This is a genomic window from Lysobacter sp., assembly GCA_013141175.1.
Taxonomy (GTDB): Bacteria; Pseudomonadota; Gammaproteobacteria; order Xanthomonadales; family Xanthomonadaceae; genus Lysobacter_I.
Genome location: JABFRN010000001.1, coordinates 769132 through 789774 on the forward strand (window position 1 = coordinate 769132; position 20643 = coordinate 789774).

26 protein-coding genes, 1 tRNA gene and 1 pseudogene are annotated in these 20643 nt (G+C 62.5%); 13 read left to right on the plus strand and 15 right to left on the minus strand.

The window, feature by feature from the left end:
• Positions 1–37 precede the first annotated feature (37 nt).
• Both HOP03_03575 and HOP03_03580 read right to left on the minus strand, forming a co-directional pair.
• Positions 38–700 carry a hypothetical protein gene (locus HOP03_03575; protein ID NOT87245.1) on the minus strand — a complete coding sequence of 221 codons (663 nt, stop codon included), beginning with the start codon at positions 698–700 and terminating at the stop codon, positions 38–40.
• Positions 697–1119: a DUF4398 domain-containing protein gene (locus HOP03_03580; protein ID NOT87246.1), complete on the minus strand. Its 423-nt coding sequence runs from the start codon at positions 1117–1119 to the stop codon at positions 697–699. The genes HOP03_03575 and HOP03_03580 overlap by 4 nt, the downstream gene beginning before the upstream one ends.
• A 132-nt stretch (positions 1120–1251) precedes the next feature.
• Between HOP03_03580 and HOP03_03585 the strand changes: the two genes are divergently transcribed.
• Positions 1252–2385: a PilT/PilU family type 4a pilus ATPase gene (locus tag HOP03_03585; protein ID NOT87247.1), complete on the plus strand. Its 1134-nt coding sequence runs from the start codon at positions 1252–1254 to the stop codon at positions 2383–2385.
• 52 nt (positions 2386–2437) lie between these two features.
• Here the strand turns inward: HOP03_03585 and maiA are convergent, their stop codons facing one another.
• From maiA to HOP03_03605, 4 genes are all read right to left on the minus strand, one after another.
• Positions 2438–3103, minus strand: a complete 666-nt coding sequence (maiA, locus tag HOP03_03590; protein ID NOT87248.1) for a maleylacetoacetate isomerase — start codon at positions 3101–3103, stop codon at positions 2438–2440.
• Entirely contained in the window at positions 3100–3648 is a 549-nt protein-coding gene (locus HOP03_03595) for an NADAR family protein (protein NOT87249.1), read from the minus strand. The genes maiA and HOP03_03595 overlap by 4 nt, the downstream gene beginning before the upstream one ends.
• Positions 3649–3650: 2 nt before the next feature.
• On the minus strand, positions 3651–4637 hold the full coding sequence (locus HOP03_03600; GenBank protein NOT87250.1) for an FAA hydrolase family protein: 987 nt from the start codon (positions 4635–4637) through the stop codon (positions 3651–3653).
• 80 nt (positions 4638–4717) lie between these two features.
• The gene (locus HOP03_03605) at positions 4718–5461 is read right to left on the minus strand and encodes a 2OG-Fe dioxygenase family protein (GenBank protein NOT87251.1); all 744 of its coding nucleotides are present in this window, start codon (positions 5459–5461) and stop codon (positions 4718–4720) included.
• 262 nt (positions 5462–5723) lie between these two features.
• Here HOP03_03605 and HOP03_03610 point away from each other — a divergent pair, with 262 nt between their 5' ends.
• The 3 genes from HOP03_03610 (at position 5724) to HOP03_03620 (ending at position 7358) form a co-directional block, all read left to right on the plus strand.
• Positions 5724–6479 carry a LuxR family transcriptional regulator gene (locus HOP03_03610; GenBank protein NOT87252.1) on the plus strand — a complete coding sequence of 252 codons (756 nt, stop codon included), beginning with the start codon at positions 5724–5726 and terminating at the stop codon, positions 6477–6479.
• A gap of 273 nt (positions 6480–6752) precedes the next feature.
• Positions 6753–6965 carry a hypothetical protein gene (locus tag HOP03_03615; protein ID NOT87253.1) on the plus strand — a complete coding sequence of 71 codons (213 nt, stop codon included), beginning with the start codon at positions 6753–6755 and terminating at the stop codon, positions 6963–6965.
• Positions 6966–6989: 24 nt separating this feature from the next.
• Positions 6990–7358 carry a hypothetical protein gene (locus HOP03_03620; protein ID NOT87254.1) on the plus strand — a complete coding sequence of 123 codons (369 nt, stop codon included), beginning with the start codon at positions 6990–6992 and terminating at the stop codon, positions 7356–7358.
• A gap of 158 nt (positions 7359–7516) precedes the next feature.
• Here the strand turns inward: HOP03_03620 and HOP03_03625 are convergent, their stop codons facing one another.
• From HOP03_03625 to rplM, 5 genes are all read right to left on the minus strand, one after another.
• Positions 7517–8308, minus strand: coding sequence for a DUF3050 domain-containing protein (locus HOP03_03625; GenBank protein NOT87255.1), 792 nt, complete (start codon positions 8306–8308; stop codon positions 7517–7519).
• 311 nt (positions 8309–8619) lie between these two features.
• Positions 8620–9147 carry a hemerythrin domain-containing protein gene (locus HOP03_03630; GenBank protein ID NOT87256.1) on the minus strand — a complete coding sequence of 176 codons (528 nt, stop codon included), beginning with the start codon at positions 9145–9147 and terminating at the stop codon, positions 8620–8622.
• Between the two features lie 238 nt (positions 9148–9385).
• Positions 9386–9460, minus strand: a tRNA-Gln gene (locus HOP03_03635).
• A 93-nt stretch (positions 9461–9553) separates the two neighbouring features.
• A complete protein-coding gene (gene rpsI, locus HOP03_03640) occupies positions 9554–9946 on the minus strand; it encodes a 30S ribosomal protein S9 (GenBank protein NOT87257.1) in 393 nt (130 codons plus the stop codon).
• 3 nt (positions 9947–9949) lie between these two features.
• Positions 9950–10378, minus strand: a complete 429-nt coding sequence (gene rplM, locus HOP03_03645) for a 50S ribosomal protein L13 (protein NOT87258.1) — start codon at positions 10376–10378, stop codon at positions 9950–9952.
• A 244-nt stretch (positions 10379–10622) separates the two neighbouring features.
• On the opposite strand from rplM, the gene HOP03_03650 reads away from it, so the two are divergent.
• The 3 genes and pseudogenes from HOP03_03650 to HOP03_03660 all read left to right on the plus strand — a co-directional run bounded on the left by HOP03_03650 (position 10623) and on the right by HOP03_03660 (position 12939).
• A complete protein-coding gene (locus HOP03_03650; GenBank protein ID NOT87259.1) occupies positions 10623–11771 on the plus strand; it encodes a 4Fe-4S dicluster domain-containing protein in 1149 nt (382 codons plus the stop codon).
• A gap of 10 nt (positions 11772–11781) precedes the next feature.
• Positions 11782–12426, plus strand: coding sequence for a 2-polyprenyl-3-methyl-6-methoxy-1,4-benzoquinone monooxygenase (coq7, locus tag HOP03_03655; protein ID NOT87260.1), 645 nt, complete (start codon positions 11782–11784; stop codon positions 12424–12426).
• A 189-nt stretch (positions 12427–12615) separates the two neighbouring features.
• Positions 12616–12939, plus strand: a pseudogene (locus HOP03_03660) (hypothetical protein).
• Between the two features lie 123 nt (positions 12940–13062).
• On the opposite strand, the gene speD reads toward HOP03_03660, so the two are convergent.
• Entirely contained in the window at positions 13063–13857 is a 795-nt protein-coding gene (gene speD / locus HOP03_03665; protein NOT87261.1) for an adenosylmethionine decarboxylase, read from the minus strand.
• 168 nt (positions 13858–14025) lie between these two features.
• On the opposite strand from speD, the gene crp reads away from it, so the two are divergent.
• The 3 genes from crp (at position 14026) to HOP03_03680 (ending at position 15667) form a co-directional block, all read left to right on the plus strand.
• On the plus strand, positions 14026–14724 hold the full coding sequence (gene crp / locus HOP03_03670; GenBank protein NOT87262.1) for a cAMP-activated global transcriptional regulator CRP: 699 nt from the start codon (positions 14026–14028) through the stop codon (positions 14722–14724).
• A gap of 45 nt (positions 14725–14769) precedes the next feature.
• The gene (locus HOP03_03675; GenBank protein ID NOT87263.1) at positions 14770–15192 is read left to right on the plus strand and encodes a GNAT family N-acetyltransferase; all 423 of its coding nucleotides are present in this window, start codon (positions 14770–14772) and stop codon (positions 15190–15192) included.
• Between the two features lie 97 nt (positions 15193–15289).
• Positions 15290–15667: a hypothetical protein gene (locus HOP03_03680; GenBank protein NOT87264.1), complete on the plus strand. Its 378-nt coding sequence runs from the start codon at positions 15290–15292 to the stop codon at positions 15665–15667.
• 35 nt (positions 15668–15702) lie between these two features.
• On the opposite strand, the gene HOP03_03685 is transcribed toward HOP03_03680, so the two are convergent.
• Positions 15703–15945 carry a hypothetical protein gene (locus HOP03_03685; protein NOT87265.1) on the minus strand — a complete coding sequence of 81 codons (243 nt, stop codon included), beginning with the start codon at positions 15943–15945 and terminating at the stop codon, positions 15703–15705.
• Positions 15946–16293: 348 nt separating this feature from the next.
• Between HOP03_03685 and HOP03_03690 the strand changes: the two genes are divergently transcribed.
• The 3 genes from HOP03_03690 to HOP03_03700 all read left to right on the plus strand — a co-directional run bounded on the left by HOP03_03690 (position 16294) and on the right by HOP03_03700 (position 17953).
• Positions 16294–16434 (plus strand): hypothetical protein, encoded by a 141-nt coding sequence (locus tag HOP03_03690; GenBank protein NOT87266.1) that lies wholly within the window; start codon positions 16294–16296, stop codon positions 16432–16434.
• 149 nt (positions 16435–16583) lie between these two features.
• Positions 16584–16895 carry a hypothetical protein gene (locus tag HOP03_03695; protein NOT87267.1) on the plus strand — a complete coding sequence of 104 codons (312 nt, stop codon included), beginning with the start codon at positions 16584–16586 and terminating at the stop codon, positions 16893–16895.
• A 74-nt stretch (positions 16896–16969) separates the two neighbouring features.
• The gene (locus HOP03_03700; protein ID NOT87268.1) at positions 16970–17953 is read left to right on the plus strand and encodes a hypothetical protein; all 984 of its coding nucleotides are present in this window, start codon (positions 16970–16972) and stop codon (positions 17951–17953) included.
• A 27-nt stretch (positions 17954–17980) separates the two neighbouring features.
• Here the strand turns inward: HOP03_03700 and HOP03_03705 are convergent, their stop codons facing one another.
• Both HOP03_03705 and HOP03_03710 read right to left on the minus strand, forming a co-directional pair.
• Positions 17981–19903 (minus strand): M48 family metallopeptidase, encoded by a 1923-nt coding sequence (locus tag HOP03_03705; GenBank protein NOT87269.1) that lies wholly within the window; start codon positions 19901–19903, stop codon positions 17981–17983.
• 117 nt (positions 19904–20020) lie between these two features.
• Positions 20021–20614, minus strand: a complete 594-nt coding sequence (locus tag HOP03_03710) for a LemA family protein (GenBank protein NOT87270.1) — start codon at positions 20612–20614, stop codon at positions 20021–20023.
• Positions 20615–20643 lie beyond the last annotated feature (29 nt).

Here is a 20643-nt window from a genome sequence, read left to right on the forward strand (position 1 = left end):
TGAATCGTTTTTCGAAACCACCCGATTGCAGGACATATCATTTGCCGGGTGGTTTCGGCTTGGGTTTCGGCTTCGGTTTCGGCTTGGGTTTGGGTTTGGGCTTGGCCACCGGTTCGACCGGCCCACCGGCGGTCAATTCGGCCTCGCGGCGGGCCAGCTCCGCCTCGCGCTCGCGGGCGAGACGGAGCTTTTCCGCCTCGCTGCCGGCGACGGTATCGAGCAGGCCCTCCGCTTCCTGACGCTCGCGCGCCTCCGCCTCCACCGCCTCACGCAGCCGTGAGGTTTCCTCGGCCCGGATCTGGGCTTCGACCCGCAGGCGCTCGGACTCGGCGCGGGCACGCTCGGCATCGCGGCGGCTGGCCTCGACGAGCAGTTCGCTGCGCTCGATCTCCAGCCGCTGCAGCTCGGCACGATTGGCCTCGGTGCGGGATGCGATCTCGGCGGCCTCGATCCTGAGCTTGGCGATCTGCAGGATCTGTGGCCGCAGCTTGCGCTTCGCCGCCTGCAACGCCTGCAGGGCCTGCCGGGCCTGCAGCCGTTCGTAAGCGGCGAAAGCGTTGCGCTGCGGATCGGTGTCGATGGCCTGCAGGCGCTGACCGAGCCGGACGACATCCGGGTCGGGTTCGGCGGCCGTGGTCGTGGCGAACGGCAGCAGCAATGCCAATGCGAGCGCTGCGGCAGTGCGGCGACGGGCGATCACGGCGCAGCCTCGATGCCCAGACGCTGGCGCAGTTCGACGATTTCAGCGCGACGGCGGGCCAGCTCGCTCTGTAACGATGCTTCCCGACTGCGCGCCTGGGCATAGTCTGCTTCGGCGGCGGCCAACTGGGCCAGACCGATGGCATCGGCAGGCTTGCGCGCGGTCACCGCCGCCTGCGCTTGGCTCAAGGCGTTCTTCGCGCGCAGCAGGGCCTCACCTGCATACTGATCGGCATCCGCGGCTTCAGCCCGCAGGATCGCGGCCTGGGCGGTCTCCAGATCCTGGGTCGGCACCGGAGTCCGCGCAGAGGCGACGAACGGAAACGTGAGCGCGATCACAAGCGAGATCGCCGCAGCACCGTGACGCAGCGCATGAGGGTGCTGCGGGATGCGCGACATTTGTGCGAAGCTTGGAGTCATGGGGAGCGTGCCGGTGATGGAATCGATAGCGGGTGAATCGATCGATCCGCGCGCGCCATTGTCATCAGCATTCGCGGCGGTTGCAACGCCGCAGCCACAGCGCAGCCAACGGCTGTATGGGGAGGTTCAACAATGGACATCGGCTATTTCCTGAAGCTGATGACGGATAAAAACGCCTCCGACATGTTCCTGACCACCGGCGCGCCGGTGCACATCAAGGTCGAAGGCAAGCTGTATCCGCTCGGCAATACCGGCCTGCCGCCGGGCATGGTCAAGAAGATCGCCTATTCGCTGATGGACGAAGGCCAGGTGCCGGATTTCGAACGCGATCTGGAGCTGAACATGGCGCTGTCGCTGGCCGATGCCGGTCGGTTCCGCGTCAATGTATTCAAACAGCGCGGCGAAGTGGGCATGGTGATCCGCGCGATCCGCAGCGTGATCCCCAGCATCGAGGAGCTGCAACTGCCGCAGGTGCTGAAGAACATCATCATGGCGCCGCGCGGACTGGTGCTGATCGTCGGCTCTACCGGTTCGGGCAAGTCGACCACGCTGGCATCGATGATCGACTACCGCAACACCACTGCCGCCGGCCACATCCTCACCATCGAGGATCCTATCGAATACCTGCACCGGCACAAGAAGTCGCTGGTCAACCAGCGCGAAGTCGGCTTGGACACCCATGCCTTCCACAACGCGCTGAAGAACGCGATGCGCGAGGCGCCGGATGTGATCCTGATCGGCGAAATCCTCGACGCCACCACGATGGAAGCCGCGATCGCCTTCGCCGAAACCGGACATCTCTGTCTCGCGACGTTGCACTCCAACAACGCCGACCAGACCATCGAACGCATCCTGAACTTCTTCCCGGAAAGCGCGCACAAGAACGTGCTGATGAACCTGGCCCTGAACCTCAAGGCCGTGGTCAGCCAACGCCTGGTCGTAGGTGCGGACGGGCGCCGCCTGCCTGCGGCCGAAGTGCTGATCAACACGCCGATGGTCCGCGACCTGCTGCGTCGCGGGCAGATACACGAGATCAAATCCGCGATGGAGGAGTCGCTCGAACAAGGCATGGAATCGTTCGACCAGTGCCTGTTCCGGCTGCACAAGGATGGCCGCATCAGCATGGAGGAAGCGCTGCGCGCCGCCGACTCCCGCGATGGCCTCGCGCTGAAATTCCGCCTGTCCGAAGGCAGCGGCGGCAGCGAGCACGACCCGTATGCGGTGGCGTTCGAAGGCGGCGACACCGGCTCTTCGTTCTCGCACTGACCACGCAGGTCGTGCGGACGAACGCCCCGATCCAGGTCGGGGCGTTCTTGTTTCAGATCGCCGGGGCGTCCGCCTGTCGTTCCGGTCTTGCGGCGTCGAACGCCGGCAGCGCCAGGCAGGCCTCCTCGATCCGCCGGATCGTCGGGTACGGCGCCAGATCCACGGCGAAGCGTCGGGCGTTGTAGGCCTGCGGGATCAGGCAGCAGTCGGCGATGGTCGGCTGATCGCCTTCGCAGAACGTACCGGTGGCCGGATCGTCTGCAAGCAGCGCCTCGAACGCATCGAAACCCTCACGGATCCAGTGCCGCACCCATTCGTCGCGCTCGGGCTGTGGTGCATGCCATTCGCGTTCGAGGTACTGCAGCACGCGCAGATTGTTCAACGGGTGGATATCGCAGGCCACCATCAGCGACAACGAGCGCACGCGGGCGCGCCCGCGCGCGGGCGCGGGCAGCAGCAACGGCGCATCCGACCAGACTTCGTCGATGTATTCGAGGATCGCCAGCGACTGGCGGATCAATCGCTCGCCATGCTGAAACACCGGGATCAGTTTCTGCGGATTGGTCTGCGCGAAGGGCGGCAGATGCTGCTCGCCGCCGTCGCGGATCAGATGCACCGGCACCGATTCGTAAGCCAGCCCTTTCAGATTCAGGCCGATCCGCACCCGATAAGCGGCACTCGAGCGCCAGTAGCCGTACAACCGCAAACCTTCGGTCATGCCCGTTCTCCAAGCGCGTCGCGGACCGCCATCAGCGCGAATCCGAGCAGGTTGAGTCCCTGCCAATGCATCGGATCTTGCGCGCGGGAGTCCCCGGCGACAAGCCCGATGCCCCAGACCGGGTCGACCGGGCTGGCTTCGACCAGAATCCGATCGCCGGTGGCGAGCAGAAAGTCGCGCAACGGCGGATGCTGCTCGAACTTGGCGCGATTGCCGCGCACCACGATGTCGAAGCGGTGACGAAGCCAAGTCGCCTCGTCGAAGCTGCGGACGGCGCGACCGGCCGCCTTCGCCGCAGCGGGGTCGGCGTTCGCAAGCACCTGCGCCAGCGCCCGATCATCGTCGAACAGGCGCGCCTTCTCCGCCATCATCCAGTGCTCGGCGGTGGCGTAACGGACAGCGTCGATCGTGAAGGCGGCGGGGAACCACTGACTGAAGCACGCGGCCGATGGCGCGTCATCGGCACGCGGGCGATGGCCCCAGAAACAGAGATAGGCGAAGCGTTCGCCAGCGGCGATCCGCCCGCGTAGCGCTGCCACATCCATCATCACGCTGCCGGGCGTTCGATCCGTTGTTCGATCGCGCCGAAGATGTCGTCGCCATCGCGGCTGCGCATCTCGATCCGAACCGTGTCTCCGTATTGCATGAAGGGCGTGATCGGCTTGCCGGTTTCCAGGGTCTCGACCGTGCGCTTCTCGGCGAAGCAGGACGCCCCCAGCGAGGTGTCCTCGTTGGCGACCGTGCCCGAACCGACGATGGTGCCGGCGGACAGCGGACGGGTCTTGGCGGCATGCGCTACGAGCTGCGCGAAGTCGAACTGCATGTCGACGCCCGCTTCCGGGGCACCGAACCAGATGCCATTGATGTGGGTCAGCAGCGGCAGATGCACCTTGCTGCCCTGCCAGGCGTCGCCCAGTTCGTCGGGCGTGACGAATACCGGCGACAGCGCGGAGCGCGGCTTGGACTGCAGGAAGCCGAAACCCTTCGCCAATTCGTTCGGAATCAGATTGCGCAGCGACACATCGTTGACCAGACCGATCAGCTGGATGTGGCCGGCCGCCTGCTCCGGCGTCACCGCCATCGGCACGTCGTCGGTGACGATCACGACCTCGGCTTCCAGATCGATGCCGTAGTCCTCGCTCGGCACCCGCACCGGGTCGCGCGGGCCATAGAAGCCGGCGCTGACCGCCTGATACATCAGCGGGTCGGCATAGAAGCTTTCCGGCACCTCGGCACCGCGCGCACGGCGCACGCGCACGACGTGCGGCAGGTAGGCGCTGCCATCGACGAATTCGTAGGCGCGCGGCAGCGGCGATGCCAGCAATGCCATGTCCAGATCGAATGCGCCTTCGGCGCCGCCCATGTTCAATGCTTCTGACAGCGCATTCAGACGCGGTGCGATGTTCGACCAGTCTTCCAGGGCGCGCTGCAACGTCGGAGCGATGCCATCGGCGCGCACGGCGCGCCCGAGATCGCGCGAAACCACGATCAACGTACCGTCCCGCCCACCTTCTTTCAGACTGCCAAGCTTCATCGGAACCTCGAACGACCTGCGTGAATGAACTGGATGCGTCTAATTGGTTTCAATTGTAACTGATAGCCCGGACGGGCCGCTCAGGCTTCCGACTGGAAGCCTCCGGCCCGATAGGTCAGCACAAGGGTGTCGCGATAGCCGCCGGTCGCACCGGACTGCGGCTGGATCGGCGTGGTCTCGTGGATCATCCGGGTATCATCGAGCAACAGCAGACTCCACGGCTCGGTCAGCGTGAAGCGCTGTCCATCCGGGCCATCGGCATCGAACACCCGGGTCTCGCCACCGCGAATCGCATGCCTGCCGACGAGAAACACCGCAACGAAATCGACGCCGTCGCGATGCGCGCCCTCGGGCGTCGGCCGGCCGATGCCGTCGGTGGTGTCGATCCGGAACTGATGCGCTTCCACATACCAGGGATCGATCCGGCGCAGCTGGCGCAGACACCCGCCCAGCGCCTGCAGCAACTGCGGCCAGGCGGGCGAGGCGATGGTCCCGGGCGCCATCGGCGCGAACCAGCGTTGAATGCCGCCATGCAACGCGTTGTAGTCAAGCGGCTGATAGTGGGCACGATGCGGCGCCTGCACGCAGCCATCGGCACCGACCACGAAGCAGGCATGTCGCCGTTGGCGGTAACGCCCGCCGTCGCGCAGATAGTCGTCGGGCGGCAGGTCGTTCCAGCTCGGCGCCAGCGCCTGCAACGCATCGAGAGGCACGCCGCAGAGCCTCGCGACATCGCCCGCGCCGAGTGCCGCGTAGCCGCTGCGGCGCAGCGCATCGACGACCATGTCGGGTGAAGTGAACGGCGCGGGGAAGGTGACGACCATGTGGCGATCTCGCCTGTAATCCAAGGACGACCGGGCCATGCGCCCGGCGATGGTTTCAAGTGTAACTTCCATGTCCGCGATCGTCATTGCACGATCGCTGGATCGCAACTCACACTCTTCGTGACAAGCCTGTTACTTTATTCGCTTGGACCGAGCATGACGGGGACACGCTCGCAGACTTGATACGCCTATGCCGCCTCCTCGTCGCGGCTCGCCGATGGACACCATCGTCTCGACTACAGGCGGCATTACAGGGACAGCCATGTCAAGCAGGATGCGAATCGATCTCGACCGGTTGCGTGCGTTCGAAGAGGCGCCGAGCACCGAGGCGTTGACCGTAGAGATCGATCGCGTGGTCAAGCCGCTCGGCATCGATTACTGGTTCTATGCGGTGGATCTGCCGCTGGTCAACGACCATCCGAATCAATTGCGCATCGGCACGTACCCGGAAGCTTGGGTGACCCACTACTTCGCGGTGGATTACATCAGCATCGACCCGATCATCAGCCACTGCCACGACCATGCCATCCCGCTCGCATGGGACGAGGCGCAGTTCCATCACCGCAGGATCGTCGACCCGCATCTGCAGAAGATCCGCCACATGTTCGGCGAAGCGCGCGAATTCGGACTCCGCAGCGGCGTCAGCGTGCCGCTGCATGGCCCCGGAGTCTCATGGGGACTCATGTCCTACGCATCCCGCCACCTGCCCGCCGCCGAATACGAAGCGATCCTGCCCGAATTGCACCTGCTTGCGCATTTCGTGCATGAAGCCGCGCGTCAATTCGTGCGCTCCAAGACCCCGTCGCGGTTGCCGGCACTGACCAAACGCGAGCGCGAGTGCCTCTCCTGGGCGGCCGAAGGCAAGACCAGTTGGGAGATCGGCCAACTGCTCAATATCAGTGAGCGCACATCGATCTTCCATCTCCAGAACGCCACCCACAAATTGGGTGTCAGTGGCCGCCAGGCCGCCATCGCCCGCGCAGTGTCGCTGGGCTTGATCATTTCGCTGCGGAATTGAACCCATCCAGATCGGAGAGCGCCGGGCGATTTCGCGCACGCATCCTCTCCACTTTATGCGTTGCTGATCATCAATCAGTATTTGATTGGCGCTGACAATCAATTTTCGCATCGATACATGCGCTCGCGGCCATCCCTACGACGGTCCTGCTGTCGATCCGTGGCGGACTGAACACCTGAAACGGACCTGCATCAACCTGTAAGGTCGATCAGCTGCAAGTTCTTACAGCGGTTCCGCTCACTTGTGTCTCCTTCCACGATACGAGGAGACACCATGGCATCGATCATCATCGCGCGCGCTGGCGAAAATGGACTCGGCGCACCGCTTCTGGACAGTATGTACAGGCTGCGTTCGGATGTTTTTCACCGCAGGCTCGGCTGGGAGGTGCGTGTCGATAACGGGCGCGAACACGATTGGTTCGATTTGATAGGCCCACACTATCTTGTCGCGCACGACGGTGCGTCGAATGCGCTCGGCTGCAGCTGACTGCTGCCGACGGCCGGGCCGAACATGCTGCGCGATATCTTTCCGTTCCTGCTCGATGGCGTCCCGGCACCTTCATCGCCTGCGGTCTGGGAAGTCAGCCGGTTCGCGATCAGCAGCGCATGCGCGGGCGAAGGTTTCGGTTTCGGTGACGTACCGGCGGCGATGCTCGCCGAAATGTTCCGCTTCGCCGGTGCGCACGGCATCGAGGATCTGGTCGGCGTGACCAGCGCGCCGGTCGAAAGGATGTTGCGGCATTTGGGGCTGCGGGTCGAACGCCTGGGCCTGGCCCGCAGAATCGGCAAGGTCATGAGCCTGGCCTTCCGCATGCCGGTCGAAGAAAACCTGCAGACCGTCGGCGCGTCTCCATCCGTTGCGGTCGCACGCGCGGCATAGTGAACGCACGAACCGTGCGTCGTCCAGAAGCAGGCCTGCACGTCGTGCGGAAACCCCATCGTCAGGAAGGGAGCGTGCCCCGATGACATCCGTCGCGCACGCCGTTGTAAAGGCGTGCGCGACATTGGACCGGCTGATCGACGGGCGCGGCCCGCAGTTCAGGCCGCGACGACGAGAGACGGCTTTCTGGCAGGCGCCGCCCGTTCCGGGGCGAAGCGTTCGCGCAGTTGCGCCGCAGTTCCGTCCCACAGCGCACGCCGGGCCAGCAACGCCTGCCGCGCCGCTTCCCGCGTGTTCGACAACCCGTCGGCGTTACGCTCGAGCTCGGCATTGATCAACCGGCACGCGGCCGGGCCGTGGGTGTCGCCATCCAGCTCGATATGACGCTGCAGGTAGTACACGAAGCCAGGCGCTTGCGCCTCGCTCAACCCCCAATGGTCGAGGAGGCTCTGGAACATGTCCGGGATGACGTTCTCGCGACCGTAGAAGAAACTCGCCATCACCTCCAGGAGACTGCCGCGCATGCAGGTGCCGATCGTGTGCTGGACGAAATCACGTACGAATTGCGGGACCTCGGCTGCGGCAAGCGCATCGGCCAGCGACGCACCTCCGCGAAGTTCGCGCATGAAATGATCGAACTGCGCGGTCGAGGCGCCGACATCGTGCATCGCGGTCAGATACAGATCGAGATGGCTGGCGGGGTTGCCCTGGGCGTCGACATCGCTTTCTTCGGCAAGCACGATATCGTTGATGAGCCGAGCCGCAACCGGATCGCTCGGCGGCACCCATGGCAGTTCCACGCAGGTCAGGTCACGCTGCAGTCGCTTGGCCAGCGACATGAAATCCCATACGGCGAACACATGCACCTGCATGAAGCTCTGAAGCGCTTCGGCATGCGCGATTTCAGCGAATACCGGATGCGTTTCCAACTCGTGGCGGAGTCGGCGCATGGCCGGCGTCAGCACGACATCATCCCCTTTTGCAGCGCCCTCTTTTGCAGCACCCTCTTTCGCAGTCACTTCCTTTTTCATAAAGCCTCCTGGTTCCATCGCTTGGTTTTTGGGGTGAAGCGGGAACGTCCGAACGAACCGTCCGTGATCTGTTCGGACTTTCGGGCCAGCTTGCGCCGGACCCAGTCCCTTCGGCACGACTGCCGAAACAGTCGCCCGAAAGCGATACATCCTTGTGTCGCCGAAACCTGTGCGTGTGGCCTTTGGAGAGCCTGTGGAAGTGTGTCCCCCGGACCTTATGTCGGCATGCGTCAAGTCAGCGAGTAGAGCGGGTAGAGGCTGGCCTCTTCACGCTCGATACGCTGCGCCAACAGTCCATAGACCGTCTTGTAATCCGCCATGAATTCCTCGCGGGCCTGCTGATCGAAAGTGCTGAGCTGATATTTCTTCACGAAATCGACGACACCGCGCGCGATCGCATTCATCTCGCGACGAAAGCTGCGCACCAGTGCGGTGCTTTCGGAATCGCCCTGCATCGCGTTTTCCACGTAATTGTAGAAACGGACATTCTCTGCGATCAGGTGCCCCTCAAGGTGCACCTTGAACGCCATGAGCATTTGCGGAACCTGCTGGAAATCGCCCTGCTGCGCGTGTTCTCCGATCGCGCCGTAAAGTTTGACCAGATCGGCGTGATCGCGTTTCAGCGCGGGCACCAATCCGGCGTCGTATGCAATGCCGAAACCGGCACGGCGCTGTTCCACGGGCGGGACGCCTTGCGGCAATGCCTGCGATCTCGGTCCCTGCCCACCCCCAAACAACTTCCTGAAAAAATCGAGCACAACATCCCCTGTTGAATAACCAGTCGGCAGACGCCGACCGGGTGACCATATCCGGAGCTGGTCGATATCGTGTACCTGTAAGAAGTGACAGGTATGACCAATGTCCGTTTCAAACTGATTAGACGGTCAAAGAAGCTTGCGTATTCCATCCGGATTCGAATGTTCGCTTGCCGCCAATGGTGTCGATACTCGCACAGTCGGCCACAAAAAAACCCGCCTTGCGGCGGGTTTTCCGTAGTGGCAGCCCCGGATGGATTCGAACCACCGAATGCCTGAGTCAGAGTCAGGTGCCTTACCGCTTGGCGACGGGGCTATAGAACTGCAGCACAGCGATTGTAACGCCAGAACTTGGTCGCCGGAACCGGGGAGAATCCCAAGTCCCGGCGAAAAGTCGATCGGTCCGGGCTCAGCGCTTCGAGAACTGGCTTGCGCGACGGGCTTTGTGCAGGCCGACCTTTTTGCGCTCGACCTCACGGGCGTCGCGGGTCATGAAGCCGGCTTTGCGCAGCTCCGACTTCAAGGTCTCGTCGTACTCGACCAGCGCGCGGGCGATGCCGAGACGGATCGCGCCGGCCTGGCCGGTGGTGCCGCCCCCGGTCGTGGTGGCGACGATATCGAACTGCTCGTTGGTCTTGGTCAGCACAAGCGGCTGACGCACGATCATGCGCGCGGTTTCACGGCCGAAGAACTCGTCGATGGGACGGTCATTGACCGTGATGGTGCCGGTACCCTTGCGCAGGAACACGCGGGCGATAGAGGATTTGCGACGGCCGGTGCCGTAATTCTGCTGAGTAGCCATCGTTTAGATATCCAGGACTTGCGGCTGCTGGGCGGCGTGCGGGTGTTCGGCACCCTTGTACACCTTGAGCTTCTTGTACATGGCGCGGCCGAGGGGATTCTTCGGCAGCATGCCTTTCACGGCGATCTCGATCACGCGCTCCGGATGACGTTCCAGCGCCTGGGCGAGGGTTTCGGTCTTCAGGTTGCCGATGTAGCCGGTGAAGCGGTGATAGAGCTTGTCGTTCAATTTGTTGCCGGTCACCGCGATCTTTTCGGCATTGATCACGACCAGGTAATCACCTGTATCGACATGCGGGGTGTAGACGGGCTTGTGCTTGCCGCGGAGGCGGCTGGCGAGCTCGGCGGCCAAGCGGCCGAGCGTCTTGCCGGAAGCGTCGACGAGATACCAGTCGCGCTGGACGGTCTCGGACTTGGCAGTGAAAGTCTTCATGGAGGAGCTCTTGTGAGTGGTACCTGGTCGGACTGATTCAATCGGGGCGTCCCGATGAAGGGCGTCCCCGGCGAATTTCGCCTCGCGTTGTCGTCATGGAACCGCACGGGCGGGCCCACAAAGAAGCGGGATGATAGCCGGCCGGGCGAGGCGCCGCAAGTCGCCCGGCCGGGAAAACCCGCCAGGGTGGCCGGTTCGTTGGTGTGTCCTCGCGAAATCCAGCGTCTTCCCGGAAGATATCGCTGTGACCATCGCCCCACCCTGCGCTGCCGTCTCCACCGTCTCCCTGCAAGCGCTGGCCGACCAATGCGTGCAGTGCGGACTGTGCCTGCCGTCCTGCCCAACTTATGCGCTCGACCCGATCGAAGCCGAATCGCCTCGAGGACGTATCGCACTGGCCAAGGCTTGGGAAGCGGGCCTATCGGCTCCGACCGAGACTGGCGACCTTCATCTGGACCACTGCCTGGGTTGCCGCCGCTGCGAAGCGGTCTGTCCGGCCGGGGTGCGCTATGGGGCGCTGCTGACCGCTGTGCGCTCTCGACAGCATGCGCGCAGGCCTGCCGGGTTACGGCAACGAACGTCCGAATGGCTCACCGCACGCCCACGGGCGCTGTCGGTGCTGATGGCCGCCTACCGCGGGGCTTGGCCGCTGCTGCCACGTGCCGCCCGGCCTTTGCCGCGACCGCCGGTCTCGCCCATCCGCCCCCAGGATCCATATTCCGAGTCCGCAAGCGATGCCGCTCTATTCCTCGGCTGCCTGGCCCGCAGCTACGAAACGCCGCTCTATGCAGCGGTCCACCGGTTGGGCGGCGCCATCGGGTTGACCTTCACGGCTCCGACCGGGCAAACCTGCTGCGGTAGCCTGCACGCCCATGCCGGCGCAACAGAACAGGCGACATCGCTCGCCGCGACGAATCGCAAGGCGTTCGCAGGAGCTTCGACGGTGCTGAGCCTTGCCAGCGGTTGTCACGACACCCTCGCCGACAGCCTGCGCGGGCAGGCCGTCGTACGCGATGCCATCGACGTGATCGCCGAGGGCGCCGACCGGCTGCGATTCGCGGCGCGGCCGGAACGCGTCGCACTGCACCTGCCCTGCACCCAGCGCAACGTGGTCCGCAGCGATGCCGCCCTGCGCACGCTGCTGGCGCGTGTGCCGGCGCTCGAGGTCGTCGTACTCGACGCCGGCTTCGGCTGTTGCGGTGCGGCCGGGACCCGGATGCTGACCGACCCCGTACGCGCAGCGCGCTTCCGCCAACCGCTGCTGGACCAACTCGCCGCCAGCAGCGCGACCCGGCTGCTGAGCGCCAATATCGGCTGCCGGCTGCATCTGGCGAACGGCACTTCGCTGCCGGTGCAACACCCGCTCGAATTCCTATCAGAATGCCTCGCATGAGAATGCTTCCATGAACACGAACCGCACCCTTTCGCCCCTCGACCGCTTGTTCGCCGATGCGCAGAACGCGCTGGAGACCGTCGCCGGCGCGCCGCGCGCCGCGCGCACCAACCCGGGCGCTGGCGAGGCCGAGGTGGTGCTCGATGAAACCGAGCGCCGGCATGCGGCCGGGCTGATGCGGATCAACCACGTCGGCGAGGTTTGCGCACAGGCCTTGTACGTCGGCCAGGCGGCGGTCGCGCGCGACCCGCTGACACGGGCGCAGTTGCAGGCCGCGGCACAGGAGGAGACCGACCATCTCGCTTGGTGCGCAGACCGCTTGCGCGAACTCGACAGCCGCCCCAGCCTGCTCAACCCGATCTGGTATGCGGGGAGTTACGCCATCGGCGTGCTCGCCGGCCTGCGCGGCGATGGCTGGAACCTCGGCTTCGTGGTCGAGACCGAACGCCAGGTCGAAGCGCACCTCGAAGAACACCTGCAGACGCTGCCGCCCGCCGACGCCCGCAGCCGCGCGATCCTGACGGTGATGAAGGACGACGAGATCCGCCACGCCGACCATGCCGAGGCCGCAGGCGCACGACGCCTGCCGCAGCCGGTGCCGACGCTGATGGCGGCGGCATCGAAGCTGATGAAGACGGTGGCGTACCGGATATAAGCGCCATCGCCGCATCCACGCCATTCCGCCGACATGCAAATCCGCGATTACAACGGCAAAGGGGATTGGACCGCCGCCGCCGTGCAGGCGCGCTATGCGGAGCTTGCCGCGCGCCATGGCGTCGAAACGCCTCGCCGATTGGCGCCAACCGTGTACGAGCGCGGCGATGTCCGTTGGGTCTACCCGATCATGGACGCGATCATCGAAGGCATCCTCGCTGGCGATCCGGCCTGCGCCGCCATCGGTGTCGAATTCATCGAAGAGGATCGGAAATTTCCGTTCGGCGCGAACCTCAAGGCGCGTACCGCGCGCGCACTCCGCCAGACCGTGCTGCCGGACGCGCTTTCGTCGCGCATCCGACGACGCATCGTCGACATGCTGATCGCGGGCAATACCCCTCGGGAATACCGCGAATACGCCAAACTGCTGCGCAAGACGGGTTTTCGCGAACTGTGGCCAAGACTCGAGGCGGGCGTACCGCGCACGAACCGGCATGCGATGCGCTACTACCGGTATTTCGAGGCCATCCATCGGCGGGCGCCGGCCGTTTGCCCGGTCGTCACATCGCAGACCCGCTAGCACGACAAAAAAGACCGGCTTCACACCGGTCTTTTCGATACCGCGCTTCCAGACGGATCACTCGACCAGGTTTCGGCCCTGGTACAACTCTTCGATCTCGCGGCGGAGACGGGCTTCGATCTTCATGCGTTCCTTGAACGAGAGATTCTTGGCCTTCTCCTCGAACAGGTAATTGTCGAGGTCGAATTCCTTCATGTGCATCTTCGTGTGGAACAGGTTTTCCTGATACACGTTGACGTCCAGCATCTCGTAACGGGACTTGATGTTCTTCGCCAGGTAATCCTGGATCGAATTGATCTTGTGGTCGATGTAGTGCTTGCGTCCCTTGATGTCGCGGGTGAAGCCGCGCACCCGGTAATCCATGATGACGATGTCGGATTCCAGGCTTTCGATCAGGTAGTTCAGCGCCTTCAACGGCGAGATCACGCCGCAGGTGGCGACATCGATGTCGGCGCGGAACGTCGCGATGCCGTTGTCCGGATGCGTCTCCGGATAGGTGTGCACCGTGATGTGCGACTTGTCCATGTGCGCGACCACGGCGTCGGAGATGATCTCCTTGCCGGCGTCCTTCTTGTCGATCACCGGCTCCTCGGAAATGAGGATGGTCACCGACGCACCCTGCGGGTCGTAGTCCTGGCGGGCGATGTTGAGGATGTTCGCGCCGATGATCTCCGCCACGTCGGTGAGGATCTGGGTCAGCCGGTCGGCGTTGTACTCCTCGTCGATGTAGGCGATATAACGCTGGCGCTCCTCTTCGGATACCGCATAGCACACGTCGTAGATGTTGAATGACAGCGCTTTGGTCAGGTTGTTGAAGCCTTGCAGCTTCAGACGCGGCAGTGGCTTGACCACGGCATCGATTCCTTTGGGGCGGGAGGTTGGGGGCGCGATTATGCGGCATTGCGGCCCCCCGGGGGGAACCTGCGCTGCAGCGCAGCATCGGCGTGGCGATCACACGCAGTCTACGGCCGCCGTTTGCCCGAAACGTGACAAAGGCCTACTCTTGGCTATCCCCATGTTATGGCTCGCATGAACACTCCTCCCGTGGCCACGCTGACACCTCTTCGCCGCAATGCGAACCCGCTCGCCCCGACGGTGGCGACGATCGAGCGGTTCCTTTCGCACTGCCATCGCCGCCGCTATCCGCCCCGGACCGAAGTCTTCCGCCCGGGCGACCCTGCTGGCACCCTCTACTACGTGATCTCCGGCTCGGTCAGCATCATCACCGAGGAGGACGATGGCCGCGAGCTGGTCCTGGGCTATTTCGGCCCTGGCGAGTTCGTCGGCGAAATGGGCCTGTTCGTCGAAAGCGACCGCCGCGAAGTGATCCTGCGCACCCGCACCCAGTGCGAGCTGGCCGAAATCGGCTACGACCGTCTGTACCAGTTGCTCGAAGGCCCGATGGGCGGCGACGCGGCACAGTTGATCTACGCCATCGGCGCCCAGCTTTCGCGTCGCCTGCTCGACACCAGCCGCAAGGCCGGCCGCCTGGCGTTCCTGGACGTGACCGATCGCATCATCCGCGCCCTGCACGACCTGACCCGCGAACCGGAGGCCATGAGCCATCCGCAAGGCACCCAGTTGCGCGTGTCGCGGCAGGAGCTGGCGCGTCTGGTCGGCTGTTCGCGCGAAATGGCCGGCCGGGTCCTCAAGAAGCTGCAGGTGGACGGCAAGCTGCATGCGCGCGGCAAGACGGTGGTCATCTACGGCACCCGCTGAATCGTGAGCAGCGCAACGCACGATCACGCAACCGAAGGTTTCGACCTGCGCGGTGCTGTACCCGCCGATGCCGACGATGTCGCCGCGCTGCTGACCCAGTTGGGCTACCCCTGCGAGGCGGCCGACGCCGCCGAGCGGATCGCCACCGTTCTGCACAACGACCGTCAGGCCCTGATCCTCGCCCGCCATCGCGGCGCGGTCTGCGGGCTGCTGGCGCTGGACTTCATGTACTACCTGCCGCTGGGCACCACGACCTGCCGGGTCACCGCGCTGGTGGTGTCGACGGCCGCCCAGGGCCACGGCCTGGGGCGCCTGCTGCTGCGCGATGCCGAGCATCGCGCCCGCATCGGCGGCGCCGCGCGACTGGAAGTCACCAGCGCCAGCCATCGCACCGAAGCGCACGCTTTCTACCGCGCCTGCGGTTTTTCGGACGGCGCGGCACGGTTCGTGAAACTGCTGGGCGACTGAACGGCCGGGAGACGGCATCGCCGCGCTCCGGCAAAATGGCGGCTCTCTCCACCGACTCCGGCCGCCGCCCATGCAATGCCCCAAATGCCACGCCCCGATGCATCTTCTCGACGGGCTCGACGAGCCCGTCCACCGCTGCGAAGGCTGCAAGGGCATGTGGTTCGAGCTCATGGCGCATGAGCAACTGCGCGACGAAGCCGAACGGATCGACCTGACCGAACCCGCGCCGCCGGCCCTGGACGAATTCTTCGACCCGACCGCACCCGCGCCGGTCACCCTGCTCTGCCCGGCCTGCGATCACTATCCGCTGATCCACATGGTCGACCCGCACCAGCCGCACATCCGCTTCGAGAGCTGCAAGTTCTGCTACGGCCGGTTCTACGATGCCGGCGAATTCCGCGGCTTCGCCGAAGACGAGGACGATACTGGCCTCAGCGGGTTCCTGAAGCGCATCGTGCCCTCCGCGCTGAACTGAGCCTCAACCCCTCCGCTCTTCGCGTTCGCGCGCGCTCAGCGCGGCAATGGCGCTGTCATGATCGCCTCGCGCAGCAAGCGCGGGGCGGGCTCATCCGAAAAGACCAGCCCTTCGCCCTCGCGCTTGATACCGAGCGTGCGATAGGTTTCGGCTAGTGACAAAACGCCTTCGAGCCGGTGTAGCCGCGATAGCGCGGCGACGAAATCTTCCCAGCGCTGTGTGTACGGCGCCGCCAAGACAGCACCGCGCAAACGATCGAGCACGTCCTTCAGCGCCATGCCGTTGTCGTGGGCTCGCTTGACCCTCGCTCAGAAAGAATGCAAACGCAACGCGGCGCCCTGCATACCAGCATTAGGCATGAAAATCAATTAGTTACAACCGAACGGGTGGCATTTAAAGTTTTTATTCGCACACCCTATTGACATTCGGTGTACATTTAATGTAAACAAAGAGTAAGCAGCAATCTGGATATACCTTTAATTCGCTGATTAAAGTAAGAGCAAAGATTTGCTGATTAGTTAGAAATTAAGAGCAAAGTCAAACAATAAAGCCCATGGACGGTAAGAGACGGTACTTAACCTATGTAACGAAAAACGAGAGTTAGTTACATTTCGGAGGGAAAGTATATGGGCGATGTTCATCCCTTGCAGTTCGGCAACAATATTTTCAGAGCACTTGAAGGCCGGGTGATTGAGCAGATGTTAGAGATTGAAATGGAAATCATTGATGTAGACCCTACAGCCATAGATGGCGCCGATGCTGCTTGAAGAAATCACTCCACTATGCCGACTGCAAATCACTGCTAACCACACGAGCGCGCACCGCGTACGGCGGTGTGCGCTTTTATTGTGTCGCCCAATTGAAGTTTTCTCATAGATAAACTTGTGTCACAAACACTGACTGGGAGTCGTGACTAATGAACGTAATAGCGAAATTGACCGGAGATCGAGCGGAATCAAACAAATCCACATCGCCACGAATCGTATTAGAGTATTCTGAGAACAGAATCAAAGAACTTGAGAATTTACAAAAAAAACTCGATCTTTCCACACGAAAAGAGCTATTTAACTATGCACTTGGAATGTTGGAATGGGCTGTAAAACAGCGTGAACAAGGGTATGTTGTGATGGTTGGGAACCATGAAATACCTAGATATATTGAGATATCCATGCCAGCTCTTGATCGAATTAAACCCATACAACACCGTCAGCTAGAAGCCGTTGACTGAATCTGGAGTGACGGAAAAGACCCAAAATGGGTCTTTTCCGGAAAATTTGAAGGCGTTAGGGGCAGGGGGCAAGGATGAAAGTTAGCGCAAACTGGATGAAAGTTATTGTCGTTTGTTTTTCTTTGTTATGTGTTTTCGCGGGAGTCAACGGGAATGCAATAACAGATTGGCTAATCAAATCTATCCCTGAGTTGCAAGAGCGAGATTCACTTATTAGATCTCTGTTCGACAAAATTTTGCTGGTCGGATTGATGGTCGTTCTCGTTGATTTCTGGCTTCATATGGCCGGTGAAAAATCTTTTAAGGAAGATGTTGGAGCCGCTGTACGCAAAGAAATAGAAAAAATAACCGGCTTGATTCATGCCGTAATGAGCAAAAACCTTGTAGAAGCGATCGACGCGACGCATGGTGCGGAAAAAATTGAGGTCGAACACAAAATTAATCTCACCTTGCGAAACATACTTGACAAGATATTTCTTGATGTCGATGAGACAATCACGATTCTCAACCACTCGGGAAAAATTCTTAAATTATCGTACTTCATACCAACGCAAGGCTGCATGCTCAAGCTCGCTAATGATTTATCACCCGAAACTGGGCAAATATCAGCCAACTTGAATCAGAAAGAAAAAATTAATATAGGTCTTGAAGAAAAAACAAGAATCCTACTTACATATCCTGAGGCTCAGTTAGAGCTTCCATCCGTCGAATCACTGTCTTCACAGTTCACACTCGGCGCAGAAAAACTCGAAATTTCAATCACAATGCCGCTCGGGGTGAATGCGCAGTGTTTTTTTATTGGCCACCCGATGGAAGACTGCCCATTCAATAACCACCCTGCTAACGGAAGTGGTCAAAATAAGCGCACGTACAGAAATAAAGTTTCTTTATTGCCTCACAGCAGAATAGCTGTACGCTTTTATGCCGATTTTGGAGAACGAGTATCCCAACATCGAACTACAGAGCAGGTTCCGGTACATCCTTCCATTGATCATATGGAATCAACGTCTCGAAATTCTGACAACGCACCGGAACCAGCTGGCGGCAATTCGGCTTGATTTGCGTTCACCCTCAACAGATAATTTTCATAGAGATTCAACCCGCTCCAACATCGGCGGCAACGGGCAGTGCATCACGCCGCAGACGGTGCGCAGCAGTTCGGCTTCGCTGACGCTGACGCGGCCGTCGTGGCCGACGGCGGCGGTGACGGCTTCGACCATCGCCTGCTTCGCGGCGGGATTCAGGCGGTTGAGCACCGGCCACACCGCTTCCAGCGCGAGCACGCCTTCCGGCGGTGGCGCGTAATCGAGATGTTCGCGCGGAAACACGCGCTGCAGACCGGCGAGGTAGGCTCGCAATGCGTCGTGGGTATTGTCGTGGCCAGCTTGGGCGACCAATGCCAGCAGGATCGCCGCTTCGTGCTTGGCGCTGGCGATGTTGCGACTGCCGAACTGCGCATGCCGCGACGGATCGAGCGATTCGCGCAACTGGTGCTGCAACAACGTCCCGAGGCAATACTCGAACACCGACACATGACCGTCGGTATTGACCACCGCGTGCAGCGTATCGAGCACCACGTTCAGTTCGGGGCGCGGGCGCAGGCGCAGCACCGGGAACGCCAACGCCGCCAGTGGCAGACGCTGCATCGGATGCAGGGCGCCGAGTTGTTCGCTGCGCAATGCGCCGGTCAGCACCGCGATCTCGCGACCGAGCCGTGCGGCGATCTCGGTGTGCTGCTTGCCGCGCACCGAGGCATTGTCGTCGAGCAGCAGGGCCAGCATCAGCGGCACCACGTCGTCGCGGCTCGATGCCAGCGTACGCAGCGGTTCCGGGATCGTCGAAACGATCACATCGGCGCGGCGATAGTCGTCCGCCGCCGGATGCGCGACCTGGGCGACCACCATCGGCGGACTGACGATGAATTCGGCTTCCGATCCCGGCAGGCGCGCGTTCTCGCCGCCGACCAGCCCCAGCCGCGCGTCTTCTTCCAGGCCGTTCGGTGGTTGACCGAGCCAACGCTGATGCAGCGTCGCGAGCTGGTCTTTGCGGAAGCTGGGTTCCAATGCCTGGATACGAGCCAACAACGGCGGATGGGTGGCGAACAAGCCGCTCAGGCCGACACCGTCGCCGAACAGCATGTGGCTGACCTCCTCGGCATCGCCGGCATGCTCGAGCTTGGCACCATCGCCAACGCCACCGATCTTCTTCAGTGCGCCCGCAAGCCCGACGGTCTGGCGCGTGAACTGCACCGCAGACGCGTCGGCAAGCATCTCGCGCGAGCGGCTGACCCCGGCCTTGATCATGCGCCCGAAGAACAGACCGAGATAACCGATGGCCATCGCCACCAGCGCCGCGACCAGCACCGCCCCGGCACCTTTGTCGCGACCGCCGAAGCGTCCGTGTTCGAGGATCTTGCGGCCGATGATCGCCATCATCAGGATGCCGAACAACACGCCGATCAGGCGGATGTTCAGACGCATGTCGCCGTTGAGGATATGGCTGAATTCGTGTGCGATCACGCCCTGCAGCTCGTCGCGATTGAGCCTTTCCAGCGCGCCGCGGGTAACCGCGACCACCGCATCGGACGTCGAATAGCCGGCGGCGAACGCGTTGATGCCGGCCTCGTGTTCCAAGACATAGAGTTTCGGCATCGGCACACCGGATGCGATCGCGATCTCTTCGACCACGTTGCGCAGCCGTCGCAGTTGCGGGTCGCGCGTCTGCTCGGGCACCGGCATCCCGCCCAACTGCTGCGCCACCGTCTCGCCGCCACCGCGCAGGCTGGCGATGCGGTACATCGAGCCCAAGCCGATGATCGCGATCGTGACCACCGAAGCGAAGATCAACATCGCCGCAGTCTGTGCCGGCGTGCTTTCGTCCCGCGAGGCGATGGCGATCAGGACCGCGACATCGACCGCGCACACGATTCCGATCACCGCCAGGACGAACAGCAGCACCAGTCGGGTCGAGGCCTTGCGTGCGGCGGCCTGATGTTCGAAGAAATTCATGTCCGGGACGAGCTCGGGAATCCGGGAGTAAGGGAATGCGCGGGCGGCGAACGCCGGATGCGCGGACAGCTCGACGCTATCCGCGTACCGGGAACCGTGTCGGCCGTCCCGCTGCGCTCAGAACTGCACCTTCGGCGCATCGCGCATTTCGGGCTTGTCGGCCGGAATCGCGAGCTGCGCAGCGGCGGCGAAATTGAACATGCCGGCGATCATGCTGGACGGAAACACTTCGCGCCGGTTGTTGAAGGCCATCACCGCATCGTTGAACGCCTGCCGCGCGAACGCGACCTTGTTCTCGGTGCTGGTCAGCTCTTCGGTGAGCTGCATCATGTTCTGGTTGGCCTTCAGGTCCGGGTAGGCTTCCGCGATGGCAAGCAGGCGCCCCAGGCCGGCGTTGAGCTGGCCCTGCGCGGCGGCGAGCGTCGCCATCGCCTCGGGATCACCCGGGTTGGCTTTGGCCGCTGCCAGTCCCGACTGCGCGGCGGAGCGCGCCGAAATCACCGCATCGAGCGTCTCGCGCTCGTGCTTGAGGTAGCCCTTGGCGGTTTCGACGAGGTTGGGGATCAGGTCGAATCGACGCTGCAGCTGAACGTCGATCTGGGCGAATGCGTTCTTGTAGCCGTTCCTGGACGTGACCAGACCGTTGTAGACCGCGATGGCCCAGAACCCGACGGCCGCGAGAATTGCGAGCAGGATCAACAAAATAAGCATCGAATCTCCCCTTGTTCATGCAAAAGACG

What these genes read in the sequence shown, in the direction of transcription:
- HOP03_03580 (NOT87246.1), bottom strand. Translation starts at nt 1,119, where the DNA reads ATGACTCCAAGCTTCGCACAAATGTCGCGCATCCCGCAGCACCCTCAT.
- HOP03_03585 (NOT87247.1), top strand. Translation starts at nt 1,252, where the DNA reads ATGGACATCGGCTATTTCCTGAAGCTGATGACGGATAAAAACGCCTCC.
- maiA (NOT87248.1), bottom strand. Translation starts at nt 3,103, where the DNA reads ATGACCGAAGGTTTGCGGTTGTACGGCTACTGGCGCTCGAGTGCCGCT.
- HOP03_03595 (NOT87249.1), bottom strand. Translation starts at nt 3,648, where the DNA reads ATGGATGTGGCAGCGCTACGCGGGCGGATCGCCGCTGGCGAACGCTTC.
- HOP03_03600 (NOT87250.1), bottom strand. Translation starts at nt 4,637, where the DNA reads ATGAAGCTTGGCAGTCTGAAAGAAGGTGGGCGGGACGGTACGTTGATC.
- HOP03_03605 (NOT87251.1), bottom strand. Translation starts at nt 5,461, where the DNA reads ATGGTCGTCACCTTCCCCGCGCCGTTCACTTCACCCGACATGGTCGTC.
- HOP03_03610 (NOT87252.1), top strand. Translation starts at nt 5,724, where the DNA reads ATGTCAAGCAGGATGCGAATCGATCTCGACCGGTTGCGTGCGTTCGAA.
- HOP03_03615 (NOT87253.1), top strand. Translation starts at nt 6,753, where the DNA reads ATGGCATCGATCATCATCGCGCGCGCTGGCGAAAATGGACTCGGCGCA.
- HOP03_03620 (NOT87254.1), top strand. Translation starts at nt 6,990, where the DNA reads ATGCTGCGCGATATCTTTCCGTTCCTGCTCGATGGCGTCCCGGCACCT.
- HOP03_03625 (NOT87255.1), bottom strand. Translation starts at nt 8,308, where the DNA reads ATGCGCCGACTCCGCCACGAGTTGGAAACGCATCCGGTATTCGCTGAA.
- rpsI (NOT87257.1), bottom strand. Translation starts at nt 9,946, where the DNA reads ATGGCTACTCAGCAGAATTACGGCACCGGCCGTCGCAAATCCTCTATC.
- rplM (NOT87258.1), bottom strand. Translation starts at nt 10,378, where the DNA reads ATGAAGACTTTCACTGCCAAGTCCGAGACCGTCCAGCGCGACTGGTAT.
- coq7 (NOT87260.1), top strand. Translation starts at nt 11,782, where the DNA reads ATGAACACGAACCGCACCCTTTCGCCCCTCGACCGCTTGTTCGCCGAT.
- crp (NOT87262.1), top strand. Translation starts at nt 14,026, where the DNA reads ATGGCTCGCATGAACACTCCTCCCGTGGCCACGCTGACACCTCTTCGC.
- HOP03_03680 (NOT87264.1), top strand. Translation starts at nt 15,290, where the DNA reads ATGCATCTTCTCGACGGGCTCGACGAGCCCGTCCACCGCTGCGAAGGC.
- HOP03_03685 (NOT87265.1), bottom strand. Translation starts at nt 15,945, where the DNA reads ATGGCGCTGAAGGACGTGCTCGATCGTTTGCGCGGTGCTGTCTTGGCG.
- HOP03_03690 (NOT87266.1), top strand. Translation starts at nt 16,294, where the DNA reads ATGGGCGATGTTCATCCCTTGCAGTTCGGCAACAATATTTTCAGAGCA.
- HOP03_03695 (NOT87267.1), top strand. Translation starts at nt 16,584, where the DNA reads ATGAACGTAATAGCGAAATTGACCGGAGATCGAGCGGAATCAAACAAA.
- HOP03_03700 (NOT87268.1), top strand. Translation starts at nt 16,970, where the DNA reads ATGAAAGTTAGCGCAAACTGGATGAAAGTTATTGTCGTTTGTTTTTCT.
- HOP03_03705 (NOT87269.1), bottom strand. Translation starts at nt 19,903, where the DNA reads ATGAATTTCTTCGAACATCAGGCCGCCGCACGCAAGGCCTCGACCCGA.
- HOP03_03710 (NOT87270.1), bottom strand. Translation starts at nt 20,614, where the DNA reads ATGCTTATTTTGTTGATCCTGCTCGCAATTCTCGCGGCCGTCGGGTTC.